Source organism: Algoriphagus halophilus (assembly GCF_900129785.1).
GTDB classification, from domain to species: Bacteria; Bacteroidota; Bacteroidia; order Cytophagales; family Cyclobacteriaceae; genus Algoriphagus; species Algoriphagus halophilus.
Genome location: NZ_FSRC01000001.1, coordinates 1,488,612 through 1,509,551, shown reverse-complemented (window position 1 = coordinate 1,509,551; position 20,940 = coordinate 1,488,612). Strand labels below are relative to the sequence as shown.

At 37.0% G+C, this 20,940-nt stretch carries 15 protein-coding genes; 5 read left to right on the top strand and 10 right to left on the bottom strand.

Features of this window, described 5'->3' with window-relative positions; all coding sequences use genetic code 11:
• Nucleotides 1–78 precede the first annotated feature (78 nt).
• The 5 genes from BUR11_RS06415 to BUR11_RS06395 all read right to left on the bottom strand — a co-directional run bounded on the left by BUR11_RS06415 (nucleotide 79) and on the right by BUR11_RS06395 (nucleotide 10,113).
• The gene (locus BUR11_RS06415; RefSeq protein ID WP_084560875.1) at nucleotides 79–1,398 is read right to left on the bottom strand and encodes a BamA/TamA family outer membrane protein; all 1,320 of its coding nucleotides are present in this window, start codon (nucleotides 1,396–1,398) and stop codon (nucleotides 79–81) included.
• Nucleotides 1,399–1,407: 9 nt separating this feature from the next.
• Nucleotides 1,408–2,577, bottom strand: a complete 1,170-nt coding sequence (locus BUR11_RS06410) for a BamA/TamA family outer membrane protein (protein ID WP_074223954.1) — start codon at nucleotides 2,575–2,577, stop codon at nucleotides 1,408–1,410.
• Between the two features lie 44 nt (nucleotides 2,578–2,621).
• Nucleotides 2,622–3,665 (bottom strand): hypothetical protein, encoded by a 1,044-nt coding sequence (locus tag BUR11_RS06405; protein WP_074223953.1) that lies wholly within the window; start codon nucleotides 3,663–3,665, stop codon nucleotides 2,622–2,624.
• Nucleotides 3,666–3,669: 4 nt separating this feature from the next.
• On the bottom strand, nucleotides 3,670–5,613 hold the full coding sequence (locus BUR11_RS06400) for a hypothetical protein (protein WP_143185860.1): 1,944 nt from the start codon (nucleotides 5,611–5,613) through the stop codon (nucleotides 3,670–3,672).
• A gap of 222 nt (nucleotides 5,614–5,835) precedes the next feature.
• Nucleotides 5,836–10,113, bottom strand: coding sequence for a hybrid sensor histidine kinase/response regulator transcription factor (locus BUR11_RS06395; protein WP_159439208.1), 4,278 nt, complete (start codon nucleotides 10,111–10,113; stop codon nucleotides 5,836–5,838).
• Nucleotides 10,114–10,727: 614 nt separating this feature from the next.
• Between BUR11_RS06395 and BUR11_RS06390 the strand changes: the two genes are divergently transcribed.
• A complete protein-coding gene (locus BUR11_RS06390; RefSeq protein ID WP_234982111.1) occupies nucleotides 10,728–11,048 on the top strand; it encodes a 3D domain-containing protein in 321 nt (106 codons plus the stop codon).
• A gap of 248 nt (nucleotides 11,049–11,296) precedes the next feature.
• On the top strand, nucleotides 11,297–12,055 hold the full coding sequence (locus BUR11_RS06385; RefSeq protein WP_074223949.1) for a sulfite exporter TauE/SafE family protein: 759 nt from the start codon (nucleotides 11,297–11,299) through the stop codon (nucleotides 12,053–12,055).
• A gap of 33 nt (nucleotides 12,056–12,088) precedes the next feature.
• On the opposite strand, the gene BUR11_RS06380 is transcribed toward BUR11_RS06385, so the two are convergent.
• The 5 genes from BUR11_RS06380 to BUR11_RS06360 all read right to left on the bottom strand — a co-directional run bounded on the left by BUR11_RS06380 (nucleotide 12,089) and on the right by BUR11_RS06360 (nucleotide 18,768).
• Nucleotides 12,089–12,988: a helix-turn-helix domain-containing protein gene (locus tag BUR11_RS06380; protein WP_074223948.1), complete on the bottom strand. Its 900-nt coding sequence runs from the start codon at nucleotides 12,986–12,988 to the stop codon at nucleotides 12,089–12,091.
• Between the two features lie 11 nt (nucleotides 12,989–12,999).
• Nucleotides 13,000–13,773 carry a hypothetical protein gene (locus BUR11_RS06375; RefSeq protein WP_074223947.1) on the bottom strand — a complete coding sequence of 258 codons (774 nt, stop codon included), beginning with the start codon at nucleotides 13,771–13,773 and terminating at the stop codon, nucleotides 13,000–13,002.
• Between the two features lie 539 nt (nucleotides 13,774–14,312).
• Nucleotides 14,313–16,667 carry an ABC transporter permease gene (locus tag BUR11_RS06370; protein WP_074223946.1) on the bottom strand — a complete coding sequence of 785 codons (2,355 nt, stop codon included), beginning with the start codon at nucleotides 16,665–16,667 and terminating at the stop codon, nucleotides 14,313–14,315.
• 398 nt (nucleotides 16,668–17,065) lie between these two features.
• Entirely contained in the window at nucleotides 17,066–17,773 is a 708-nt protein-coding gene (locus BUR11_RS06365; protein ID WP_074223945.1) for a LytR/AlgR family response regulator transcription factor, read from the bottom strand.
• Complete coding sequence (locus tag BUR11_RS06360; protein ID WP_074223944.1) at nucleotides 17,770–18,768, bottom strand: sensor histidine kinase; 999 nt, start codon at nucleotides 18,766–18,768, stop codon at nucleotides 17,770–17,772. Before BUR11_RS06360 ends, BUR11_RS06365 begins: the two co-directional genes overlap by 4 nt.
• Before the next feature lie 316 nt (nucleotides 18,769–19,084).
• Here BUR11_RS06360 and BUR11_RS06350 point away from each other — a divergent pair, with 316 nt between their 5' ends.
• From BUR11_RS06350 to BUR11_RS06340, 3 genes are read left to right on the top strand one after another with little or no spacing between them, the layout of a single operon-like run.
• Nucleotides 19,085–19,534 carry a nuclear transport factor 2 family protein gene (locus tag BUR11_RS06350; protein WP_074223942.1) on the top strand — a complete coding sequence of 150 codons (450 nt, stop codon included), beginning with the start codon at nucleotides 19,085–19,087 and terminating at the stop codon, nucleotides 19,532–19,534.
• A gap of 18 nt (nucleotides 19,535–19,552) precedes the next feature.
• A complete protein-coding gene (locus BUR11_RS06345) occupies nucleotides 19,553–19,999 on the top strand; it encodes a nuclear transport factor 2 family protein (protein WP_074223941.1) in 447 nt (148 codons plus the stop codon).
• Nucleotides 20,000–20,039: 40 nt separating this feature from the next.
• Nucleotides 20,040–20,666, top strand: coding sequence for a flavodoxin family protein (locus tag BUR11_RS06340; protein ID WP_074223940.1), 627 nt, complete (start codon nucleotides 20,040–20,042; stop codon nucleotides 20,664–20,666).
• The last annotated feature ends 274 nt before the right edge of the window (nucleotides 20,667–20,940 follow it).

Sequence of the window (20,940 nt, the reverse complement as noted above, 5' to 3'; positions counted from 1 at the left end):
ATATTGAAGTTAATGAACGGGCAGTGGAATACCCATTGAATTGATTAACTTATTTTAAAAGAAATAAATCCAACCGTTTTAGAAATACTCATTAAGATTAAAATAAATCGCTCCTTTCCCATCTGACCCTATACCATAATCAAGTGTGACATTAGAGCGAGTTGCTTTTTGAAACATGAACCTTAAACCTACTCCAGCACCTCCTTTTATAGTCTGAAATAGTTTCACATCTTGATCCAAAGAGGATGCCGAAGTAGAATTTGCAAAAATAACTCCTCCTAAAAAATCAGGGTTCTTATTCATTAATGGAATTCGAAACCTATATTCCAATTCACTATAAAAAAGGTTTTCTCCTCTAAATCTTCCTTGTGGATATGCTCGACCTGATCTACCTAGCTGATCCCAACCTAAAGCAGGCAAACCCATATATGGTAATTTCCCGAATGGGGTAATATTTGCATATGCCCATAAGGCAATGGTGTTCCTTTCCACTTTTTTAGAAACATTCCAATACTGGCGGTATTCAAACCACCAGGCATGTGTACTTTTATCACTCCCCAACCAACTGGGAAGAAACCGATATTGCGCAAAAGCATATCTCCCTTTAAAAGGGAAATTAACGTTATCCCGAGTATCCAAAACTACATTAAGACTTGGCCCTGTAATGGTATATTTTTCAAGATCAAAATCATGTAGGGTATTGTAGGCAAAATGGTTCGTAATCCTCGGAGGATCAAGCTCCAAGTCAAGCAAATTATCTTGGATTTCTGTGTATCTGTCTACGTGATAACCCAATCCTGCATATAAATCTTTATTTACTTTTCTTAGCGCTACCTGATGAAATCGAATAAGATTAAACTCCATCAACTCCGCTAAATCCACTCCATCTTTGTAATCTCCTAATTCGAAACCATCTTGTTTTTCATTGACTAAAATCTCGGTTTGTTTTCCGGTACCAAGGCCATAAGTTGGTTGAGAAGAATCTAAAAACCTCCAATCCCCTAAAAGAATCCAGTTGTTATGATTAGTATAAATTGTAGTCTTTAGACTCAAAATCAATTGCTTCTTACTGGAATAGGTAGCATTTAAAAAGCCAGAGGAAAGTTTAGTATCCTTGGGGTCACCAATCAAAATATTACTGGAGGCAGCTACTCCATAGATAAAGCCAAAAGCAGGATTATAAGAAAGAGCGGGTAAAGGAATGAAATAAAGTTTATAGGGTTTAACCTCGGCTTTTGTAGAATCCTTTTTGAAAAGTTGTCTTGCTTCAGATCGAATCCCTGTCCCTAAAAAAAGAACTCCAATCACTACCCAAACTAAGCAGGAATATTTTTTAAGATTTATGATTGAAAATATAATTCTTTCAAGATTAGTATTAAATCCAATTTCCCGATTCATGTTGCTCCCTTAAATAGAAGTTCCAAAAACAATATAAAAAGCAAAATCTCCAGCACTTCCCCAAGCAAAATCTACCCCAGAATGTGCTCCAAATATTTTCGCGATTTTATATCTAATTCCAGTACCTCCACTATACGCCCATTCAAAATCCTTGAAATTCTCTAAAGAATTTATTGCTTTTCCTCCTCCCACAAAGCCTAAAACAGACCACCTTCTAAACACTTCATACCTCCATTCTGACTCTACCACCAAGGTATTATCACTTTGAAATCTCATCGCAGGTATTCCTCGAAGCTGTATAAAAGGATAAGCATACAATGGAGCTTCCCCAAGCAAAAATTTACCATCAAACCTCCAAGAAGAATACAATTTGGAAGCAATGGGAAAATAACCTTTGAAATAGGTATTCAAGGAATAAAAAGTCTCATCTGCACCCAACCATTCAGCGTTGTACGTAAAGGATACTCCTGTATCAAAGCCTTTTGTAGGTGTAAAAATGTTATCCCGCTTATCCCAATTGATTTTAGGTTGAATAGTACTAATTGTGGATGTTCCTTTTAGCCTATTTAAAATAAGGTTTAGTAATGGTCTTCCAGGTATGGTGTCCAAGCTTACCTCAGTCCTGAAAAATGTATAGTTCAAACCAGCAAAAAACTTGGAATCACCTAGTCTTACTTTGACTCCTTGATGAGCTACCCAGGAATCTAGGTTCATGGTTATAGGGTTTCTGCTTAAGAACTCATTATTGTTACCAAAGTATTTGATAAAAATATCCGGTTTAGCAACCGCAGTGGTACTAATCACACGATTATCTCCAAACACATGCCGATGAAATGCTCCTGCAAGCCAAGTTTTATTTTGAGTAACAAGACCAGCAACCCCGGTGATATTGGGAGCAACTTTATCTCCACCTTTTCCTTTGTGGGGTTGGAAAAACAATATGGAAGCCCCCCCTCCATAACCAACTGCGGGCTCCGTAATGATGATTGGTATGGGAAAAAACCCTGTGGGTGAGATTAAGAATTCACTCACGTCGAAAGCCCCATCCTCTGGATCCCGAAAACTTATTTTTTTCTTCTCCTTTTTCTTGGGCAAAGTATCTGTCTGGCCAATGGCTTTCAAAGAATACCCTCCCATCACTAAACATACCATCAACCCTACAATAATACTTTTGATCACGACAATTAATTCTAAATTGAATAGTTCATAAAAAGCTAGAAACCTTATAAAGTAAGACCTCTTAGCAAGTTTTTACCTCTGAATCCAAATCGATAGGTAACTCCACCCACTATTTGCTGCCTACTTCCCAAAAATGTGTAAATCGCATTGAATTGAAATCTATGATTCAACTGATAGTTAAAACCTGCAGTCATACTGACTGGATAGTATAAACTTTTTTCAAACTCATAATATATTTTCCCAGCTTCTGAATTATTTAAATAATTGGATAACCCTTGATAGACTCCGCCAAAAACATTTTTTTCAGGATCATCCAATCCTTCATACCAATTATCTAATTTTTCTGCAGCTTCCTTTTTCCCTTCAGGAGTTATACCCACCAATTTTTCCAAATCAGCATTTCCACTACTCAATGGGTTTAGACCCAGGTATTGGGCACCTACTAAAAATACAATGTTTTGTTCCGGGTGTTTGGGAAAACGATGCATGTAACCTACCCTACCATCTAGCACAATGGTATTAGAAGGCTTCTCCAAACTTGGAACAAATGTCCAAGTTTGAACAAAATTTGCCGCCATCACCATCGGACCTATCCCCCCAGCAACCACGGTGCCCCATCCAATAGTAGTTCCTGCATTTTGGGTTGAGAACTTTAAGTCAAAAGGTAAACCAAGTTCTACTTGGGTATCGGATTCAATATGTCCTGCTATTCCAAAAAAATTAATAAAGGGAAGTACATAGAAATCATATCTTGCTATAACCGCATTTACATTCGCTTTAATAGACCTAAATCTAGCTAATCCATCCACATTGGTGAGATTATTAGGATCAAATCCAACATTGAGGTTGTTTAATGTTAGTTGCTGACTTGAATACCCATAAGTGACACTGATTCCATTTGGATAAGGAAGATCAAATCCCATATCCCGAAGTTTTCCTCCCATAATTGGCAAGCGCCAAGGATAATCTGAAGTCTTGATACTATCCCTATAATCTTCATAGGGATCCCCCAAACTCAGATTAGAAATTTGACTGAAGGCAGAGAACCAGACCGTAATGAATATCGCTATTAGTAAAATCTTCTTCATAGGACTACTTATGGCTTAAAATGATCGTTGCTTCTTTAAAGTTATTAGCTACCTGCACCTGTTCCCATAAGCTTTTATACATGATGAGTGAGATGATGGCTGAAACGCGTTCCTCTGTAATAACTTCCTCAAATATTCCACTTTGAACTACCGCATCAATGATTCCTTGGGAAAGGTTTTCTGGATTTAGATCACTGATTGATTGAAATATAGGTAGTAATATGGCAACCATATTATCTTCATTAATGGTATCCTTAATGATATCCAATGACAAAATCCCGCGGGCAATAAACCTTGCTAAGGCCTCCGCATTGATATTAGCAATGAATTCGACTGCCGGCTGTACGAGTACTTGGATTTTTTCTTGGGTTATATTTTCCTTTATAAATCCATTCAGTGCCTCAGCAATTTTAAAAGCGGTCAGCTCGGGGTTAATATTATCTAAAATAGGACTTAGCAAATCAGAAAGCTTTTCAATCAATTCAGGAGAAACCTTATCTGTTAAGTTCACCAGCCAAGTAGCTATGGTAGACCCTACCAATTCAGGATCTAATTCCTGAAGAGAATTTATGGCTCCAATAAAAACCGTATTTAGGTTTTCAGTATTTAAAAACTGTGAAATAATTAACTTCCCTATATCTTCAGCAGCCTTTTCCGCTCCTCCGGCTAATCCAATCACTGGTTTAGCAGCAATAAAGACTGCCTTGATTTGACCTTCTATCTTTTCATAATCGGGAGTTAAATTCAAATCAGGGAATTCCTCATTGATTTTTGTAATTAGTTCTTGCAATGACTCGGTCGCTTCTTTCGCTAAAGCCCCCATTTGTAAAATCGATGTATTTTCAATTTTGGAGGTAAAAGGAAGAAAGAGCTGCTTGAAATTTTCTTCATTAATCCAAACATTTTCTACCACTGAAGTAAGTTCACTGGAAATTTCCGCCACCTGATCATCATCTAACTCGGTAAATTTTTCCCATGCACTAGCCACTAAAATCTTTAAATTCTCTTCATTGAATACATCTAAAAATTTACTTACTATGAGAGTTGAAATACTTTCTGCTATTTCATCTGGGTTGGTGGCCAACTCATTAAGAAAGGGAAAAACCAAATCATAAATATTCTCTCTCGAAAGGGCTTCGTTGATGGCATTAGCGACCTCTGCTGAAATCTTTCCAGCAACTTCGTCTGGATCAATATTGGTGATTTTCTCTAACTCTGCTTTCAATAATTCAGTGAGCTTTCCTTCCCAATCCACAGTCTCCAAGGCTTCAATGATTTTTCCAGCCAATAAATCGGCTGCTTCTTCCGGATCAAACTCATTGATGAACTCCAATTCTCCAGCTAAGGCAGAAACTATCAAATCATTGATCAGTTTTTGGATTTTCTCGTTATTGAAAAGTAAACCCGCAACCAAATCTCCCAATTTATTCGGAGTCCTTTTTGATATGGCATCGATCAACTTATTGTTGATGTCTGAAATCAATGAATTAGCTTCATCTGCCGTAAGACGCAATGAAATTGAGTTTTCCTGTTCATTATATAGGTACCGGTAGTTTAATTTGGCCTTATCATTACTTATTCTGATAGTTCTATCATTAAATACAAAATAAGAAGCAATACTATCTCCTAAAGCATCAATGGGACCACCTGATGTAATCATTTCACCAGAAGATCCGAAAATGACCGTATATTCCCTCATATCGGTGGCATCGAATACCATATCATCTAAATCATATACGCCTGGACCTGCAGTAGACTCTCCTAAACCAAATAAAATAGGGGCTGGAATGTCAGATTCCCGAACTTCTACTTTGAAATCTTCCAGTTGCCAAACATGAGACTGAAGCAATAAATTGGTCTGGTCTACAGATTTGATGATAGGATCTAATGGTTGTTCACATGCCACTAACAACCCGATGATCATTAAACAACTCAATGCTTTTTTCATCTCCATAATAATTTTATAAATCAAATGCCATTGTTATTCTCAATGAATATTGTCTCAGCTTTCATGACAAAAGTGGACTAAAAATGGTTACCGGATTTTACCTATGGTTTTTAATAGTTGACCTATTGTTCTAAAAAAAATCTAATAAACAAAATATCACAATATATTGATTATCAATAATTTAAATTAAACATAAAATCTTTCACTTTCTATTAAAAAAGTTTATTTATTGTTTGTACAATGAATTTCCCTGTATTTTTGAGGAGATACTCCAAAATCTTCAGAGAAGATTCTTGAAAAATAAGAAAGACTTTCTATCCCCACTCCCAATGCCACTTGACTGATATTTAAATCAGAATCACAGAGTAATTCGGAAGCCTTCTCCATTCGAACTTGGCGAATAAAATGAGAGGTAGCCTTATTGGTAAGAGATTTGATTTTATTATGGAGTTGGGTCCGACTCATAAAGGCATGGGAACAAAGCTCCGGCACTCCAAAATCTGAATTATCTATATGAGCAAGGATGATTTCGCGAAGCCTAATAATAAACTCATCTTCTTGCTTTACTTGTTCATCCTGGACAGGAGGAAGTGATTTCAAATTACTGTACCGTTCTTGAAGTCTTCTCCTTAGTGAAAGCAAATTTTGAAGCTGAACCAACAGCTCTCTTTTATCAAAAGGCTTGGCCAAATAGGCATCTGCCCCTTTTTCTAATCCAGTAATCCTAGAATCTATATCTGCTTTGGCGGTTAATAAGACGATAGGAATATGACTGGTTTTAACATCCGATTTTAAAACATTGCATAGGGTAAATCCATTGGCTTTAGGCATCATGACATCACTCAAGATCATGTCCGGCACATGTTCCAAAGCCATATTAATTCCCATTTGACCATCGGATGCAAATTGAATATGAAAATCATCCTCCAAACAACTTGCTAAATACGTTCTTACATCCGGATTATCTTCCACTATCAATAAAGAAGGAAGCTGAGAATTGGTTTTTCTATCGGATATATATTCATAGGAAGCTGCCTCTTCAGCAATCATCCATTCTATGGTCGATTGTTTGGTCTCATCCAACTCAGCTTGTCGTGTAATTGGAAGGGTGATGCTAAAGTTGGTGTGTTGACCTTCGATACTGCTTACATGAATCTTCCCATTTAATATTTTTACTAATTCCCATACCAAGGTCAAACCAATTCCAGTTCCACTTCCCGTTCTACTTTGTTCATCATCTACCTGGTAAAACCGGTCAAAAATATGCTCCAATTTATCTTGAGGAATTCCTATGCCACTGTCTTCCACGTTTATCTCATAATAAGGGGTTTCAACATCCTCGAAGGCCTGAACAGTTACCGAAACGGTTCCATTTTTTGGAGTAAACTTGATGGCATTAGTCAGGAGATTGGACAGGATATGAAGTAATTTTTCAGGATCATGATCCACAACCAAGGTGGGCGAATTGGAATCAAATTCCATTGTGATCTCTTTTTCTTCAGCCAAAGAGTGAAAAGACTCTATCACGTATTGAACATGTTTCAAGACATCTCCTTGAACCATATGAATTTTCTCTGGTCCAGATTCCAATTTCCTCAACCTCAGGATCTGATTGATCAAGTTGAGCAATAAACGAGCATTTCTCCTGATTAATCCTTTTTCCTTTTCATTCTCTTTGATTTGCTCGGCTACTCCCAGAATAACCGTTAATGGAGTCCTGAACTCATGGGAAATATTAGTAAAAAACCGGGACTTGGATTCATCTAATTCCTGCAATTGAACGGTTTGTTGAATAATGGTTTCTTTATCTTTTTGAATTTTTGAAGTCCGCTGTAGAACCTCTATTTCCAAACGATTTCTTTCAGTTTTGATCCTTCTTATATAAATCAAAGCACCAAGGATAAAAGGAATAATAATCAAAGCATAAAACCACCACTGATTGTAAAAATACTCTTTCACCAGAATTGGAATTTCCAGGGGTATAAGGGACTGATTTGACTTAAAATCACTTCCCTTCACTTGGACAATGTAGCTACCCGGTGGAATATTATTAATCGTCATTTGGGAAGAAGATCCAATATTAATCCAGGGAATAGAGGATTCTTGATCATCGAAAGAGCCTTTGGGAAGTAAACGGTACATGTAGGAATCTTCCTTAATGTTCCCATAATCAGATAATGCAAAGTCAAGCATCAAAAACCGTTGGGCAGCCGGAATTATTAATGGTTCATCTAGTTCATAAGAGCCTTGTCGGTACTTGTTCTTTTTTTCTTGTTCATCATAATATTCCAGCCCTGTTAAGTAGATAGAATTGGATTTCTTTAATGCTGTTTTCTGAAGAACTGCCTCAGGATCCAACAAAATCGTTCCCGCATATCCTCCAAAAACCATTGTTCCGTCTGGCAATCTATAACATGACTGTCTGTGAAAATTATTGTGAATTAACCCATCCTCTTGATTTAATTCTAAAAATACCGTTCCTGAAGAATCTAACACTGAAATTCCATTGTAGGTAGAAACCCAACGGTTTCCCTCATCATCAGATAGGATTCCTGCCACGGTATTATTTGCCAATCCTTGTTCTTCTGAAACCTGTTTAATTCTTTTTGTTTTGGGATCAAGAATAAGAATTCCATCCAATGCCGTTCCTAACCATAGTCTTCCTTTTTCATCTGGATGAATTAACAGGACATTTTGATCTTGTAGAGAAGGAACCTGTTGGAAATGGTCCACTTCTTGGCTCTGAAGGTCAATTGACCACAGCCCGTTTTGGGCTCCTACCCACAACAAGGAATCGCCCTGCAACAATAGATGATTAACTTTCGCATGAACACTAAAAGGCTTGCTATCAATTGAAAATGGCCTTTTGGTTTGATTTGTTAGATTAAAAATAAAAAAGTCACCCTTATCACCTCCTTCATTTCCATCATCTTTGAAAATCGCCACCTCCTGATCATTTAAAAAAACAAACTTTTCGAATTGGACATCTATAGGTATGTAATCTGTTTCATTGGTTGAAATGTCATACCATTGTAACCCAACACGTCTTTCCCTATAAAAATCAGCTGACATCCATATTTTTCCATCTTTTTGAATGATGGATGAATTGGGTCTGGCTCTTAAAAAATCCCCTCCTGTCAGTCTACTCCATTTCCATTCTCCATCTATTGAATCATACCGATATACCTGCAATTGGGAATTGAAAACAAGAGTGGAATTATCAATATTGGTTATTTGGCCGCGAATATAACTGGGGTTCCCATGGATTTTAGTTATACTCAAAGGAGATTGAATATCCATAAAGGCAATTCCAACCCTTCTCTGAGAAGAACCTATTTGGTTTTTAAAATCATCACTGAAGAAATTTCCTTCATGTTGGAAATCGTACTCATAGGAAAAACTAAGGTTTTTAATTAAATCACTGTAATCCATCCAAGCCCCTTCAGTATCTATCAAAAAGGCTTGTCGGTTTGTCGTAGGAGTTGGATAGCTATAAGGCTCAGGATATCCTGAGACAATCAATAGATTTCCTTTCTTATCTTTTGAAATAAAAACCCGAAGGACTTTTTCATCGACTTCATCACGCAACATCGCCTGATTCAGGTTGCCATTGGAAGAAAGCTGAAACTGTTTGGTGTCCAAATCAAAAAAACCATTCTCTCTACCGAGAAAAAGCAACAATTGAGTTTGACCATTTGAAATCAGCTTCCACTCAAAGCCACTATCGTTATCAGCCAACACATCCCTTTGAATAGGAGGAATTCCATCAAATTGGGTCCATGGAATAAACTCCATTTGCCTTGTATTTAAGTCGGCTTTAACGAGCCCTTTTTGCTTATGAAAGAACCATGCTTGATCCCCCAAAATAGCCAAGGAATAAGCAAATGTTTTAGGCGGAGTTGGAGATAATTCCTCTTCAAAATTGAGTTCGATGGAACCAATTTCTTCCTGTTGATTTTTATCTAATCGAACTAATTGATACTTGCCCTTTTCAAGTTGACGTTGATCCTCTCCTTCTAATGTCAAAGCCAAGATTCCTCCGTCAGGATTTTCTACTGCATTGAGTAGCCTAGTGCCTTCATCCAAGGGAAAAAAGTATTGTTCCTTTAAGTCAGGATGCCAATAAAAAATCACTTCATTTTGTTGATCTGATCCAAAGAGAAAACCTTCAGAAGTTACACCCAGTACATACCAAATTGGGTTCAGATCACCTTCTTTGATCCAGTCTGGCTTTAACTCATAAAAAAAACTTTGTTCCCCATCAAATTGAAAGAAACTGATTCTTAAATCCCTACTGTCCTCTTGGCAAGGATTTACCCAAAGTCTACCTTTATTATCCAAAAAACTATTTCCTAAGCAATTCACTGCAAGGCCATCGGAAAGGGTAAAATTTTGAATATTTAATATGGAAGGAGAGGGACTGTAATCTCCACTAGCTTGTACGGAAAGCCCAATTGTTGAATTCCCAACAATAAGTAAAATAAAAAAAATACTTTTCAAATAAACCATAGATATTTTCCTGCGCCTTGAACGAAAGCTGAAAGATATTTTGTCTTTAAAGGGTCTATAAAGAGACAAATTACCTTCTAGTATTCCAATTTAAAATTCGAAAATTTTTAATCATTGGAATACCTCTTTTTAGAATCAATTAATTCTTCTATTTACATCATGAATACCCATACTTAGCGTGGAGAACTTGAATTTGAATGGAGAAATTTCAAAGGGGATCACATCAATTCTCTAACTATAATTTAGGTTTTTTGAATAAATAGAAGAAACACAAGCAATTAACCTGACTGGTTTCAAAAAGTTTATGATTTAAGAAATCATACTTCCTGAACAAGTAGTCAGATAGTGGGAAGTTGGATGTGAGATACTAGAAATACGTAGAAATACAGTAGAAATAGAACTCCCTTTTGTCGGTGAAATAGTATCTAAACATATTTCGCCGAAGGCATATCTCAGCTAAGCTGTATTTCAGGAGAGTAGCGACTTATACATAACCTTTACTTGAATTATAAGTTAGTGTAAGTATGTACAAATCAATTAAATACATTTTTTACCTTTTCATAATTTTTCTTTTTAAAGGATGCAGTGAAACTGAAATTAGATCAATGGAAGTTACAGCTACTGCATACAATTCTGTCAAAGAACAAACCTCCAATGATCCCTTTTTTACCGCTTTCGGAGATACTTTAAAGCCTGGAACGAAGGTCATTGCTATTTCAAGAGATCTGCTTGATTCAGGAATTCATCATAACATGGAGGTTACCATAGAAGGATTGGAAGGAAAATATAAAGTCGTGGATCTCATGAATAGTAGGTGGACAAAAAAAATAGACATTTATATGGGCACAGACATCTCTAAAGCAAAAGAATGGGGACAACAAAAGGTCATCATTAGCTGGGTGCCTGAAAAAGAGAATTCAAAATAGAATACAGATAACCTAATCTTATAAATCTGAATTTATACTTCTGTTTTTTTATGCCCCGTAAAGCGCTGTTACCATTGTGGGGCTTTTTAAAACCCAAATCTGATTTTCGAAAATTTAGCTTCCGACAGCCATAACTTTCGAGCCTGCATTGGTAGATCAATAAATTTTAGTCAAATTCAATACCTAATTCAGTTCAGATTCTGGCTGAAATTGAACCCAATTCAATCACCTGTAGAATTCCTCATTGAATGCTGACTATCGAATACCTTCCAGTTATATTTTTCATCATAGCATTGTTTTATAGTTCGGTAGGTTTTGGTGGAGGATCTAGTTATTTGGCAATTTTAAGCCTGTTCTTCACTGAATTCTACGAAATTCGATCCACCGCCTTGATTCTGAATATCTGCGTGGTCAGCATTGGAACGCTCATTTTCATCAAAAATAAAGTCTTTGACTTCAAGCTTTTTTGGCCATTCTTGGTTTCCAGCATACCCCTCGCCTACTTTGGGGCACAGCTCAGATTATCCCAGCAAGTATTTTTTCTGATTTTAGGTTCTTCCCTTATTCTATCAGGAATTGCCATGATGCTTCGTTACATCCAAGCTAAAATGAAATCCCATGAATTCTCATTGGTTAAAAAGCTAAGCCTTGGAGGAAGTGTTGGCTTTCTGGCTGGAGTTTCAGGAATTGGAGGAGGAATTTTCCTCAGTCCTACTTTAAATCTGTTGAATTGGGCTAACCCAAGAACCGTCGCTTCTTTAGCTTCAGTTTTTATCTTGGTCAACTCCATATCCGGTTTAATAGGATTGACCGTAGCAGATACTTTTCAATTAGACTTCCAATTAGCCTGGAAGCTGGTCTTGGCGGTAATTTTGGGCGGCAGTTTAGGTTCCTATTTATCCAATAAGAAATTTAACCTTCGAATTTTAGGAGGACTGACTGCGGTTTTAGTGGTTTACGTAGGACTTAGATTAGTCTTGATGCATGGATTTGGCATCAATATTTGAATCCCTGATATTAAAAATCCAAAGGGCAAAAATTCACCCTTTTCTAAATTGAGTAGGATTCAGATTCGTATGTTTTTTAAAGAAATTGTTGAAATGCGTCACTTCCGTGTAGCCAAGAGCGTACGCTATTTCCGAAACATTCCAAGAGCTATGTGTAAGTAAAATTTTTGCTTCTTGAAGGATTCTATCTGCAATCAGTTGAGAAGTAGATTTCTGGGTCATCTCTTTCAATGATCTATTGAGATGATTCACATGGATATTCAATTGTTCAGCAAATTGACCCGGAGTACGGAGTTGAATCGTGGAATGGGTATCATCAATGGGAAATTGTCTTTCTAAAAGCTCCAAAAACAAAGAAGCTATCCGCAAAGAAGCATTGCCTTTTTTTGTGATCTGAAGTTCTGCTGGTTGAAGTTTCAAGGCGAAATGAACCAACTCTAATATCAAACTTCGAATGCGGTCGAATTTGTATTTATATTCAGATAAAAACTCTTGGTTCATTTGCTCGAAAATAGGTGATACCTCCTCTACTTCTTCATCAGATAATTCAAATACATGCACCCCATTGGGATGAAAGATCTCATACTTTTGAATATTCCCATATCCTGCAAAAAAATGAGGATTAAAGATGCAATAAACTCCTTCTAAATTCACATGATTATTATCCCATTTATAGGGAATCATAGGGTTTGAAAAAGAGAGTGCCTGCTTTTTCACTTCATACACCCGATCCGCATAATGAACCTGGCTTTGTCCTTTAACCAGCATTACTTTATAAAAATCCCTCCTTCTATAGGGTAAGCTTTTTACTTTTCCTTCATAATAGGGTTCTAGGCGAAACATATTGAAATGCCCAAAATCCTTTTTATAATCTTCAGGCAACCAATTGAATTTTCGTTTGTAAAACTCTTCCAAGGATTCTGCTTTTTCCATCTCTAGTTGGGTTATTGTTTTCGGTAATCGTTGGCAAAATTGTAGATCAAACTCAGGTTCCAGACAAAATCGTCTCCGTCAATTGTGGACTTAATTCTCTGGTTAATAGTAGATTGTAACCCTATTGGAAAATCAGTTTTGGTCAGTGTAAATGTGGAAGTACCATATACCCCATCATGTTGATCCACTTTCAAATAATACACTTGAGGAGTCATGGCAAATCTCAACGTTTCACTCAATGGGAAATTACTAAGAGCCCAGGTTACACCTAAAAAATAGGTGTGATCCGGAGGATACGGATTGATACCATTCCCATTTAGAAAATAGATTCCTAAACTTGAACGAGGAGATAATTTATAGGTTGGAGCCAATTCCCAAGTTAGATATCGATTGGCCACCAATACATTCTTTGGTTGTCCATCCACTAGTAACTCTCTTTCCTGAAACAAAAAAGCAGGGTGTGCTCCTACTCTCAGACTAAATTTTGGATTATCCACAATCTTATACCTCCACCAAAAAACAAAAGACCAAGGTTTCCCATTCATCCCAAATCGCATCATAGGATCAAATGAAAACCGATCACCACCTAGGCTCATATCAAACAAAAAGGCTGGCCTGCCCAATGAGAAAAAAGGGATGATGGAAATCCCATTGGTAGTAGCCGTGATCGTTCCATCAAAATGCTTAATAATCGGAGTTTTTTCAGTTTCTGTTTGAGCTTGGATTTGATTGTTTGCTATTAATACTAGCCCAACAAGAAAGATTTGAAGGAAATAATTTTTCATGAGAGGTTGAAGTGGCAATAAATATAGCACATAAAAATTATTATACGCTCACTTCACAAAAGTCAATCTTTTGAGAAAATAAGAAAAGTGATTTTCAAATCAATCCTTACACAAATCAAACAACAATAAGGATTATTCATGAGTGGCAATTCAGGGGACACTTACTGAATTAAAAAATAGAATTAAAGATAAACCACAGTATTTCAATCAATTAAATTGCAATTCTAAAGGGTTTATAAAAATCAAAAATGAAATCACTAAGTAATCAGTAAAAATGAATACAGTTCAAATCGATCCAATAATTGGATCTCCAAGAACTTCTCAACACCCAGCTTCTAAAATCAAATTGTCTTTTTCGAACTCTAAATTATTCATAAAATAAGAATGTAATGGTCAAGTTTCCTGGTTTTAAAAGAGATCCAATGCCCAAAAATACTTTCTAGAAATACATAGAAGTAATTCATAAGGTAGTTGGATTTAGTGGTTCAATAGCCAGGCTAAGCATAGTCAAATCCATGAGAAGAAGAAGTCCTCCACACTTAGCCATCCGTATGCAAAGAATCCACGGGATTGGAAAGTGCTGCTCTCAAGGATTGGAATCCCACAGAGATCAAAGTCAATAACAGCATAAATCCGGTAATTAGAATAAAGATTGACCAATGAATCCCACTATGGAAGGCATAGTTAGAGAGAAAACGATCTGCCAGCCACCAAGCAATTGGAGTCCCAAGCAATAAGCCTACCCCCACCAAATAGCCGAAATCCCGAAACAGCATCAGAACCAGATCAACCACGGAGGCGCCTAATACTTTTCGTACACCGATTTCCTTCGCACGTTGCTCTGCAGAAAATAGGGACAAGCCAAATAAGCCCAGACCTGAGATCAGAACTGCAAGAACGGTAAATGCCATGGATAGCTTCCCAATCACCTGTTCCTGTCTATATTCACGATCAAATACTTCGTTTAGGAACGAAAACTCAAATGGGTAATCTGGATTATACTCTTGGAATATAGTTTCGATCTGATCCAGGGTACTTTGCATGGTTTGATTTTCAGAAAGTCGAATAAAGTAATGATTCCCTACATTCTCAGAATACATAAATACCAAAGGTTGTATTCCAAACTTTAGATTGTCATTATGGAAATCCTCTGTCACCCCTATAATTTCTCCCGGCCCATTCCACATTTCGATTTTGGTGCCTACTGCCTCTTCTAAGTTTAGGCCCATTAATTCAATTGCCTTTCGATTGATTAGGTAATTGGAGCTATCCCCTTTCCCTATAAAATTCCTTCCAGCAATCAATGGAATGGATAAAGTGGGAAGGAATCCTTCATCACATCGAAAGACCTTGAAATTGAGTTGCTCCTGATCAGACTTGCCTGCCCATACCAGATCTGAACTCGTGATAGGCACCGTGAAAATATTATTTCCTCCGAAGGCCACCTGACTCACTCCTGTCAGCTGTTGCAATTCATTCTTGATCGCAGGAAAGGATTTTATCAACCCTTCATTTTGATCAATCGCCATTACATTTTCCCGATCGAAGCCCAAATTCCGCTCACTGATGAATCTGATTTGCTGAAAGAGAATTAAGCTCCCAAAAATTAAAACCACCGAAGTGGCAAACTGAGCTACCACCAAGGCTTTTCTTATACCTGCCCCAGTCAAACCAGCACTGCTATCCCCTTTCAATACTTTGGAGGGGTTAAAACGAGAAAGTAACCAGGCCGGATAAAATCCTGACATCAAACCTGTTAGAAAAGTAATACCAACTATTCCGCCAAGTAAGACCGGGCTTCCTAATTCCAATTCCAAGTTTTTTCCAGTGACCTCATTAAAGAATGGCAGTAAAAGCTGAATTAATATCAATGCAAAAACCGACGCTAAGGAAGCCAGTAAAACAGATTCAAAAATAAACTGTAAAACCAGACTTTGCTTGCTTGCTCCAATGGATTTCCGAACCCCTACCTCTTTACTTCTACTGGTAGATTTAGCAGTCGCTAGGTTCATAAAATTGATACAGGCCATCGCCAGAATCAGGAATGCTACTCCAGCAAAAAGATAAATTTGCTGGATTTTACCACCTACCGATTTCCCTTGCTCAAATTCACTGTATAGTCGTTGTTTATGAAAAGGGAATAAAAAGGGTTCAGTTGTACAGGCCTCACAATTCTCGGAAATCAAAGAAGAAAGCTTCATGTTTGGATTCTTACTTCCCTCTTGCAGCAACACCATGGTTCGACTGCCTCCACTTTGCCAATTTTGCATCCAAGGGTTTTCATCCAATAACAAATCAAATGGCAAGACAAAATCAAATTGAAGAGATGAGTTTCTTGGTACATTCTCATAGACATCCGATACCATCACTTCTAAACCATTAGGAAGCGTTAAGCTCTTTCCCAAAGGGCTTTCTTGCTGAAAAATCCGATTTGCCAAATTTTGGGAGATCGCAATGGCGTATTTCTCATTTAAAGGGTTATTTCCCTTACTTGAAACGATTGGAAAGCTTACTATCTCAAAAAATGTAGGATCAGCGTATATTCCTTTTTCTTGGTATGAGTCCTTGCCTTCCTTTAATAATACCTCAGTCTCAAAACTATATCGAGCGGCATGCTCTATCTCAGGTATATCATCCAATAATTTATCTTTTAATACAGCTGGAGTTGCCCCATAGGTATCTAACCTTCCGTCATTCTGTTGATTATTGATATGAACTGAATAAACCCGATCTCCTTTTTCATGAAAATTATCAAAGGATAGTTCATCGGAAATCCAAAGAAGGATAAAAATACTTGCTGCTATACCTGTCCCCAACCCCACCAAATTGATTAGGGTATGGGTTTTATGTCGGCCTAAATTCCTTAGACTAATTCTGAGAAAACTACGGATCATGATTTATTAATATTCAAAACGAATCATGCACCTAAAGTATAAAACCATGCCAGAGAATTAGGACAATTTTAGCCTAAAACAGCACTTACCTTACTCTACTCGTTCAAAACCGAACAAAATCATCCCATTTTTGGGCAAATAGAACTCAAAGATCTCTAAAGGCATCTTCCCATCACATTCTATTATTCACAATCAATGCTGAATCATCATACCAGAAAAAGTCAAAGCTAGAAAGGAAATTCATGTTATTGCTGCTTCCAAAAATGAGACGGATTCACCATTGTAAAAGCCTTAAAAATTACCGAGCCGGAATCCAATCTAAAGGAATTAATTTTCTTTTATCCCGAAAGGAAGAAATAATAAAAGGCTTCGGTAAAGAAGCTGAAACCTTTTCTGTATTAAATGAGCTTCCTATTTTCCAGCTTCTTAAAAAACTCCTCCCTATAATTTCTGCTGATGGGATAAATATCCTTTCCTATCACTACCTCATTGGCCTGGATTTCATCAATATGTCGCATATTAATAATGAAAGATCGGTGGATCCTGACAAATTCCCCCGGCAAAGCATTGGCAATTCCAGTCAGGGAAACCAGAGACATGACTTTTCTGGTGGGTGTTATAAATTTCACATATTCTCTTTGGGCCTCAATCGCTTGAATTTCAGCATACAGGAATTTTACAATTCGGGTATCCGTCTTGATAAAAAAATAATCGAGCTTATCAGGACTTTCAACTGCCTCCACCTGTACCGACAAATATTCAATAGCTCGATTAACCGCCTTTTTAAAACGCTCAAATGATACGGGTTTCACTAAATAATCGATCACATCTAATTCGTATCCTTTTACAGCGTATTCCTCATAAGCAGTGATAAAAATAGTCAAAGGTTTATCGGAAAGTTCGTTCAATAAATCCATCCCTGTCATCAAGGGCATCCGGATATCAAGCAAAAGAATGTCAACAGAATTTTCTTTTAAAAATCTTAAAGCCTCTTCCCCATTTTTGAAGGTTCCAGCCATTTCCAAATCAGGGATTTTTGACACATAGTCCGAAAGAAGTTTTCTAGCCGGTGGTTCGTCGTCCACAATAAGAATCTTGTATTTCATGACAAGTCAATGGTTAATTCCACATTAAATGAGGTAGGACTCTGCTCGAGTTTCAATTGATGTTTTCCTGGATAGATCAGATTCAACCTCTTTTTTACATTGCTCAGTCCCACACCGCTTTCTTCCTCAGCAGTCTTACGGGCATCGATCACGTCATTTTTTATTGTGAAAAACAATTGATTGGCTGCATCTACATGCAAATTGATTTCGATTGTACCATCGATTGTATTCCCATGCTTAAAGGCATTTTCCAAAAAAACCAAAAAGATCAAATGGGCAATCTGATGGTTGTCACTTACTCCCTTATGTTTGAAAATAATGTTTGGCTTTTCGTCTAGTTTTAGACGCCAGAGTTCGATGAAGTTTTCCATAAAACTTATCTCTTTTGATAATGAGACAAATTTCCCTTGGCCTTCATACAACATATGTCGCATCATTTCTGACAATTTCAGGATCGCAGAAGCCGTATTTTGGTCCTTGAAATAGGCCATGGAATAAACATTATTCAAGGTGTTGAATAAAAAGTGAGGGCTTAGCTGAAGTTTCAGAAATTTTAATTCTGTCGCCAACTGACTGTTACGCAGTTCAATTTCATTTCGCTGAGCTTTGATCAGATTGGCAAAAAACCATACGACAGTGGTAATCAAATAAAAACCTAGCGCAGGAACTGACCTGATAAAATAAGTATAAGTAACTGATCTATGTGTCATTCCAAGAAGGTTGACCCTAAGCAAGACAATTATTATCACCATCCCAATAGATGCCAAAATGTAAGCAGAATACCTCCCTTTTCTGTAAAGTTTAGGAAGCAAAAGGTAGTAGTTTAGGTAGGCTATCGAAGAAGAGGTCAATACATCTGAAACAACTGCTTGCCAAACCTCAGAGGAAGATTCTATCCAATTACTTAAAGAAGCAAATAAAATAGCTCCATAACAAAGCCAGAAAAGGACATGTAGTGCATAAAATACAGGTCGCGAAATGACATTATTCTTCATATTCGAAAGTTACTATTTAATCTCACTCCAAATTCAAGTGTTCATCGAGCGAAAGACTTTGATCTACAGACAGCATTTTTTTTTCAATAAGTGGTTTGATAAGACTGTACTAACCGAGGAAATAAATTTTTTTTCATTCGTAGATCAAATCTGTAATCCGGGTGAGAAAATCCTGCTTTCTATTGATTTCATCCAAATCCTAGGCTTTTTTTTTCGTCAATTAGTAGAGAGAAATTGGGTCAACAAGAACTATTTTCAATTTTAAAAACAATTAAATTAAGTAATTATAAATCAATCAAAAATCAAAAATACACCCATGAAAAAGGTATTAATCTTATTAATAATCACACTCATCAGTACTCCTTGGCTCTACGCACAATCGCCTGTTGAGCAGGAAATCAAAAAACTATCTATGGATAAGTGGCAGTGGATGGCTGACAAGGATGTAGCAAAACTGGAAAATCTATTCGATGACAAAGCTAAGTTTGTACATATGAGTGGATCGTGGAAAAAGGAAAGAGAGCTGGAAATTATTGAAACAGGCAGCATCTGGTATAAAAATGCTGAAGTCCACGATACAGCTATTGAGGTTTCAGGAAACACGGCCGTAGTTTGGAACCGAATCACTTTAACTGCTTTCGTAAGAGGAAATGATGTGGAAAATGAATTTACTGTCACCGAAGTCTATCAAAAGCAAGGAGATGATTGGAAAATGCTGGTTTTCACATTTAGTAGTGTAAGGGATACACACGAGATAGAACATTAATACAAAAACCAAATATCCATGCAAAAGACAATTCTAGGAATCTTTCTTCTTTTTTTAACAGCTCAATTCACATTTGCACAAGATGTGCAACAAAAAAAAGAAATAATCGAATTATCCAAAACCAAATGGCTCTGGATGGAAAATAAGGAAGCTGATAAACTCGCTGAGTTATTTGATGACAAATCTGTGTTCGTTCATATGGGGGGTTCTTGGGGAAAAGAGCGAGAAGTCAATATTATCAGAAGCGGTGGCATTTGGTATAAGAAAGCTGATATCCATGAGGTTTCAGTAGAAATCATTGATAACACCGCCATTTTATTGAACCGGATTACTTTGTTGGCTGAGGTAGGTGGTAATGAAGTGACTAATCCTTTTGAAGTCACCGAAGTTTACATTAAAAAAGCCGATGGTTGGAAATTAGGCTCACTTTCTTTTACCAAATTGATGGGGCCTGCTGATAGATAACTATTCTTTGGGTAGTTATTGCGAAGAAAAATAAAGTTTCATGAAATATTTTCTCCTGTCTGTTTTCTTATTCGGTTCACTTAGCTGCACTGGTCATACTAAGTCAGAAAAGAATCTAAATACCGAGGAAATAGCTTCGGAAAAAATCCTAATCGTCTATCTCACAAGAACCAAAAATACCAAGGCTGTCGCAGAGATGATTCATGAACAAGTTGGCGGTGATTTAGTGGAGCTGGAATTAATCAATCTATACCCTGAAAATTATCAAGCCATTGTATCACAAGTTGCCCGGGAAAATGAAACAGGTTTTTTACCGCCTTTGAAAACCAAAATCGAAGATTTGTCTTCCTATGATATTGTTTTTGTAGGCTTTCCTACCTGGGGAATGAAACTCCCTCCTCCTATGAAAAGCTTCCTTTCCAAAAATGATCTAAGCGGGAAAACAGTCATTCCCTTCAATACAAACGCAGGATATGGGGTTGGAAGCAGCTTTGAAAAAGTGAAGGAACTTTGTCCCAAAAGTAACATTTTGGAAGGATTCTCAACGAAAGGCGGCATTGAAAGAGATGGAGTCCTCTTTGTAATGGAAGGGGAAAAAGAAATTGAAGTTCGAAAAGAAGTAATCAAATGGCTGGAGAAAATTGGGCTAGAAATCCTTGAAAGATAAATGGAGAAAAAGACGATATGGTTTAATCAAGAAAACCCCATCTTTTGAATTCTTGGCTTCAAGTAAAAGGTGTTCCTTCCGAATTGTTCATAGTACCCAATGCACCGCACTACGGACCTATGTTTGAAGAAGAAAAAATCAGAGAAAACGTTATGGGTTTCTTAAAGAGAGAATTGGATTAACCTGAAATAGAAAACAATTTAGGAAAAAGGACTATTTGATTCTTATAAGGCAGCTCTAACAAAACTTTATTAATTTGTAAAACCTATAATAT

Bases quoted from the DNA above. Each gene is read 5' to 3' on its own strand.
- BUR11_RS06405 (WP_074223953.1), bottom strand. From the start codon at position 3,665: ATGAAGAAGATTTTACTAATAGCGATATTCATTACGGTCTGGTTCTCT.
- BUR11_RS06415 (WP_084560875.1), bottom strand. From the start codon at position 1,398: ATGAATCGGGAAATTGGATTTAATACTAATCTTGAAAGAATTATATTT.
- BUR11_RS06360 (WP_074223944.1), bottom strand. From the start codon at position 18,768: ATGAAGAATAATGTCATTTCGCGACCTGTATTTTATGCACTACATGTC.
- BUR11_RS06380 (WP_074223948.1), bottom strand. From the start codon at position 12,988: ATGGAAAAAGCAGAATCCTTGGAAGAGTTTTACAAACGAAAATTCAAT.
- BUR11_RS06400 (WP_143185860.1), bottom strand. From the start codon at position 5,613: ATGAAAAAAGCATTGAGTTGTTTAATGATCATCGGGTTGTTAGTGGCA.
- BUR11_RS06385 (WP_074223949.1), top strand. From the start codon at position 11,297: ATGCTGACTATCGAATACCTTCCAGTTATATTTTTCATCATAGCATTG.
- BUR11_RS06350 (WP_074223942.1), top strand. From the start codon at position 19,085: ATGAAAAAGGTATTAATCTTATTAATAATCACACTCATCAGTACTCCT.
- BUR11_RS06365 (WP_074223945.1), bottom strand. From the start codon at position 17,773: ATGAAATACAAGATTCTTATTGTGGACGACGAACCACCGGCTAGAAAA.
- BUR11_RS06345 (WP_074223941.1), top strand. From the start codon at position 19,553: ATGCAAAAGACAATTCTAGGAATCTTTCTTCTTTTTTTAACAGCTCAA.
- BUR11_RS06375 (WP_074223947.1), bottom strand. From the start codon at position 13,773: ATGAAAAATTATTTCCTTCAAATCTTTCTTGTTGGGCTAGTATTAATA.
- BUR11_RS06370 (WP_074223946.1), bottom strand. From the start codon at position 16,667: ATGATCCGTAGTTTTCTCAGAATTAGTCTAAGGAATTTAGGCCGACAT.
- BUR11_RS06340 (WP_074223940.1), top strand. From the start codon at position 20,040: ATGAAATATTTTCTCCTGTCTGTTTTCTTATTCGGTTCACTTAGCTGC.
- BUR11_RS06390 (WP_234982111.1), top strand. From the start codon at position 10,728: ATGGAAGTTACAGCTACTGCATACAATTCTGTCAAAGAACAAACCTCC.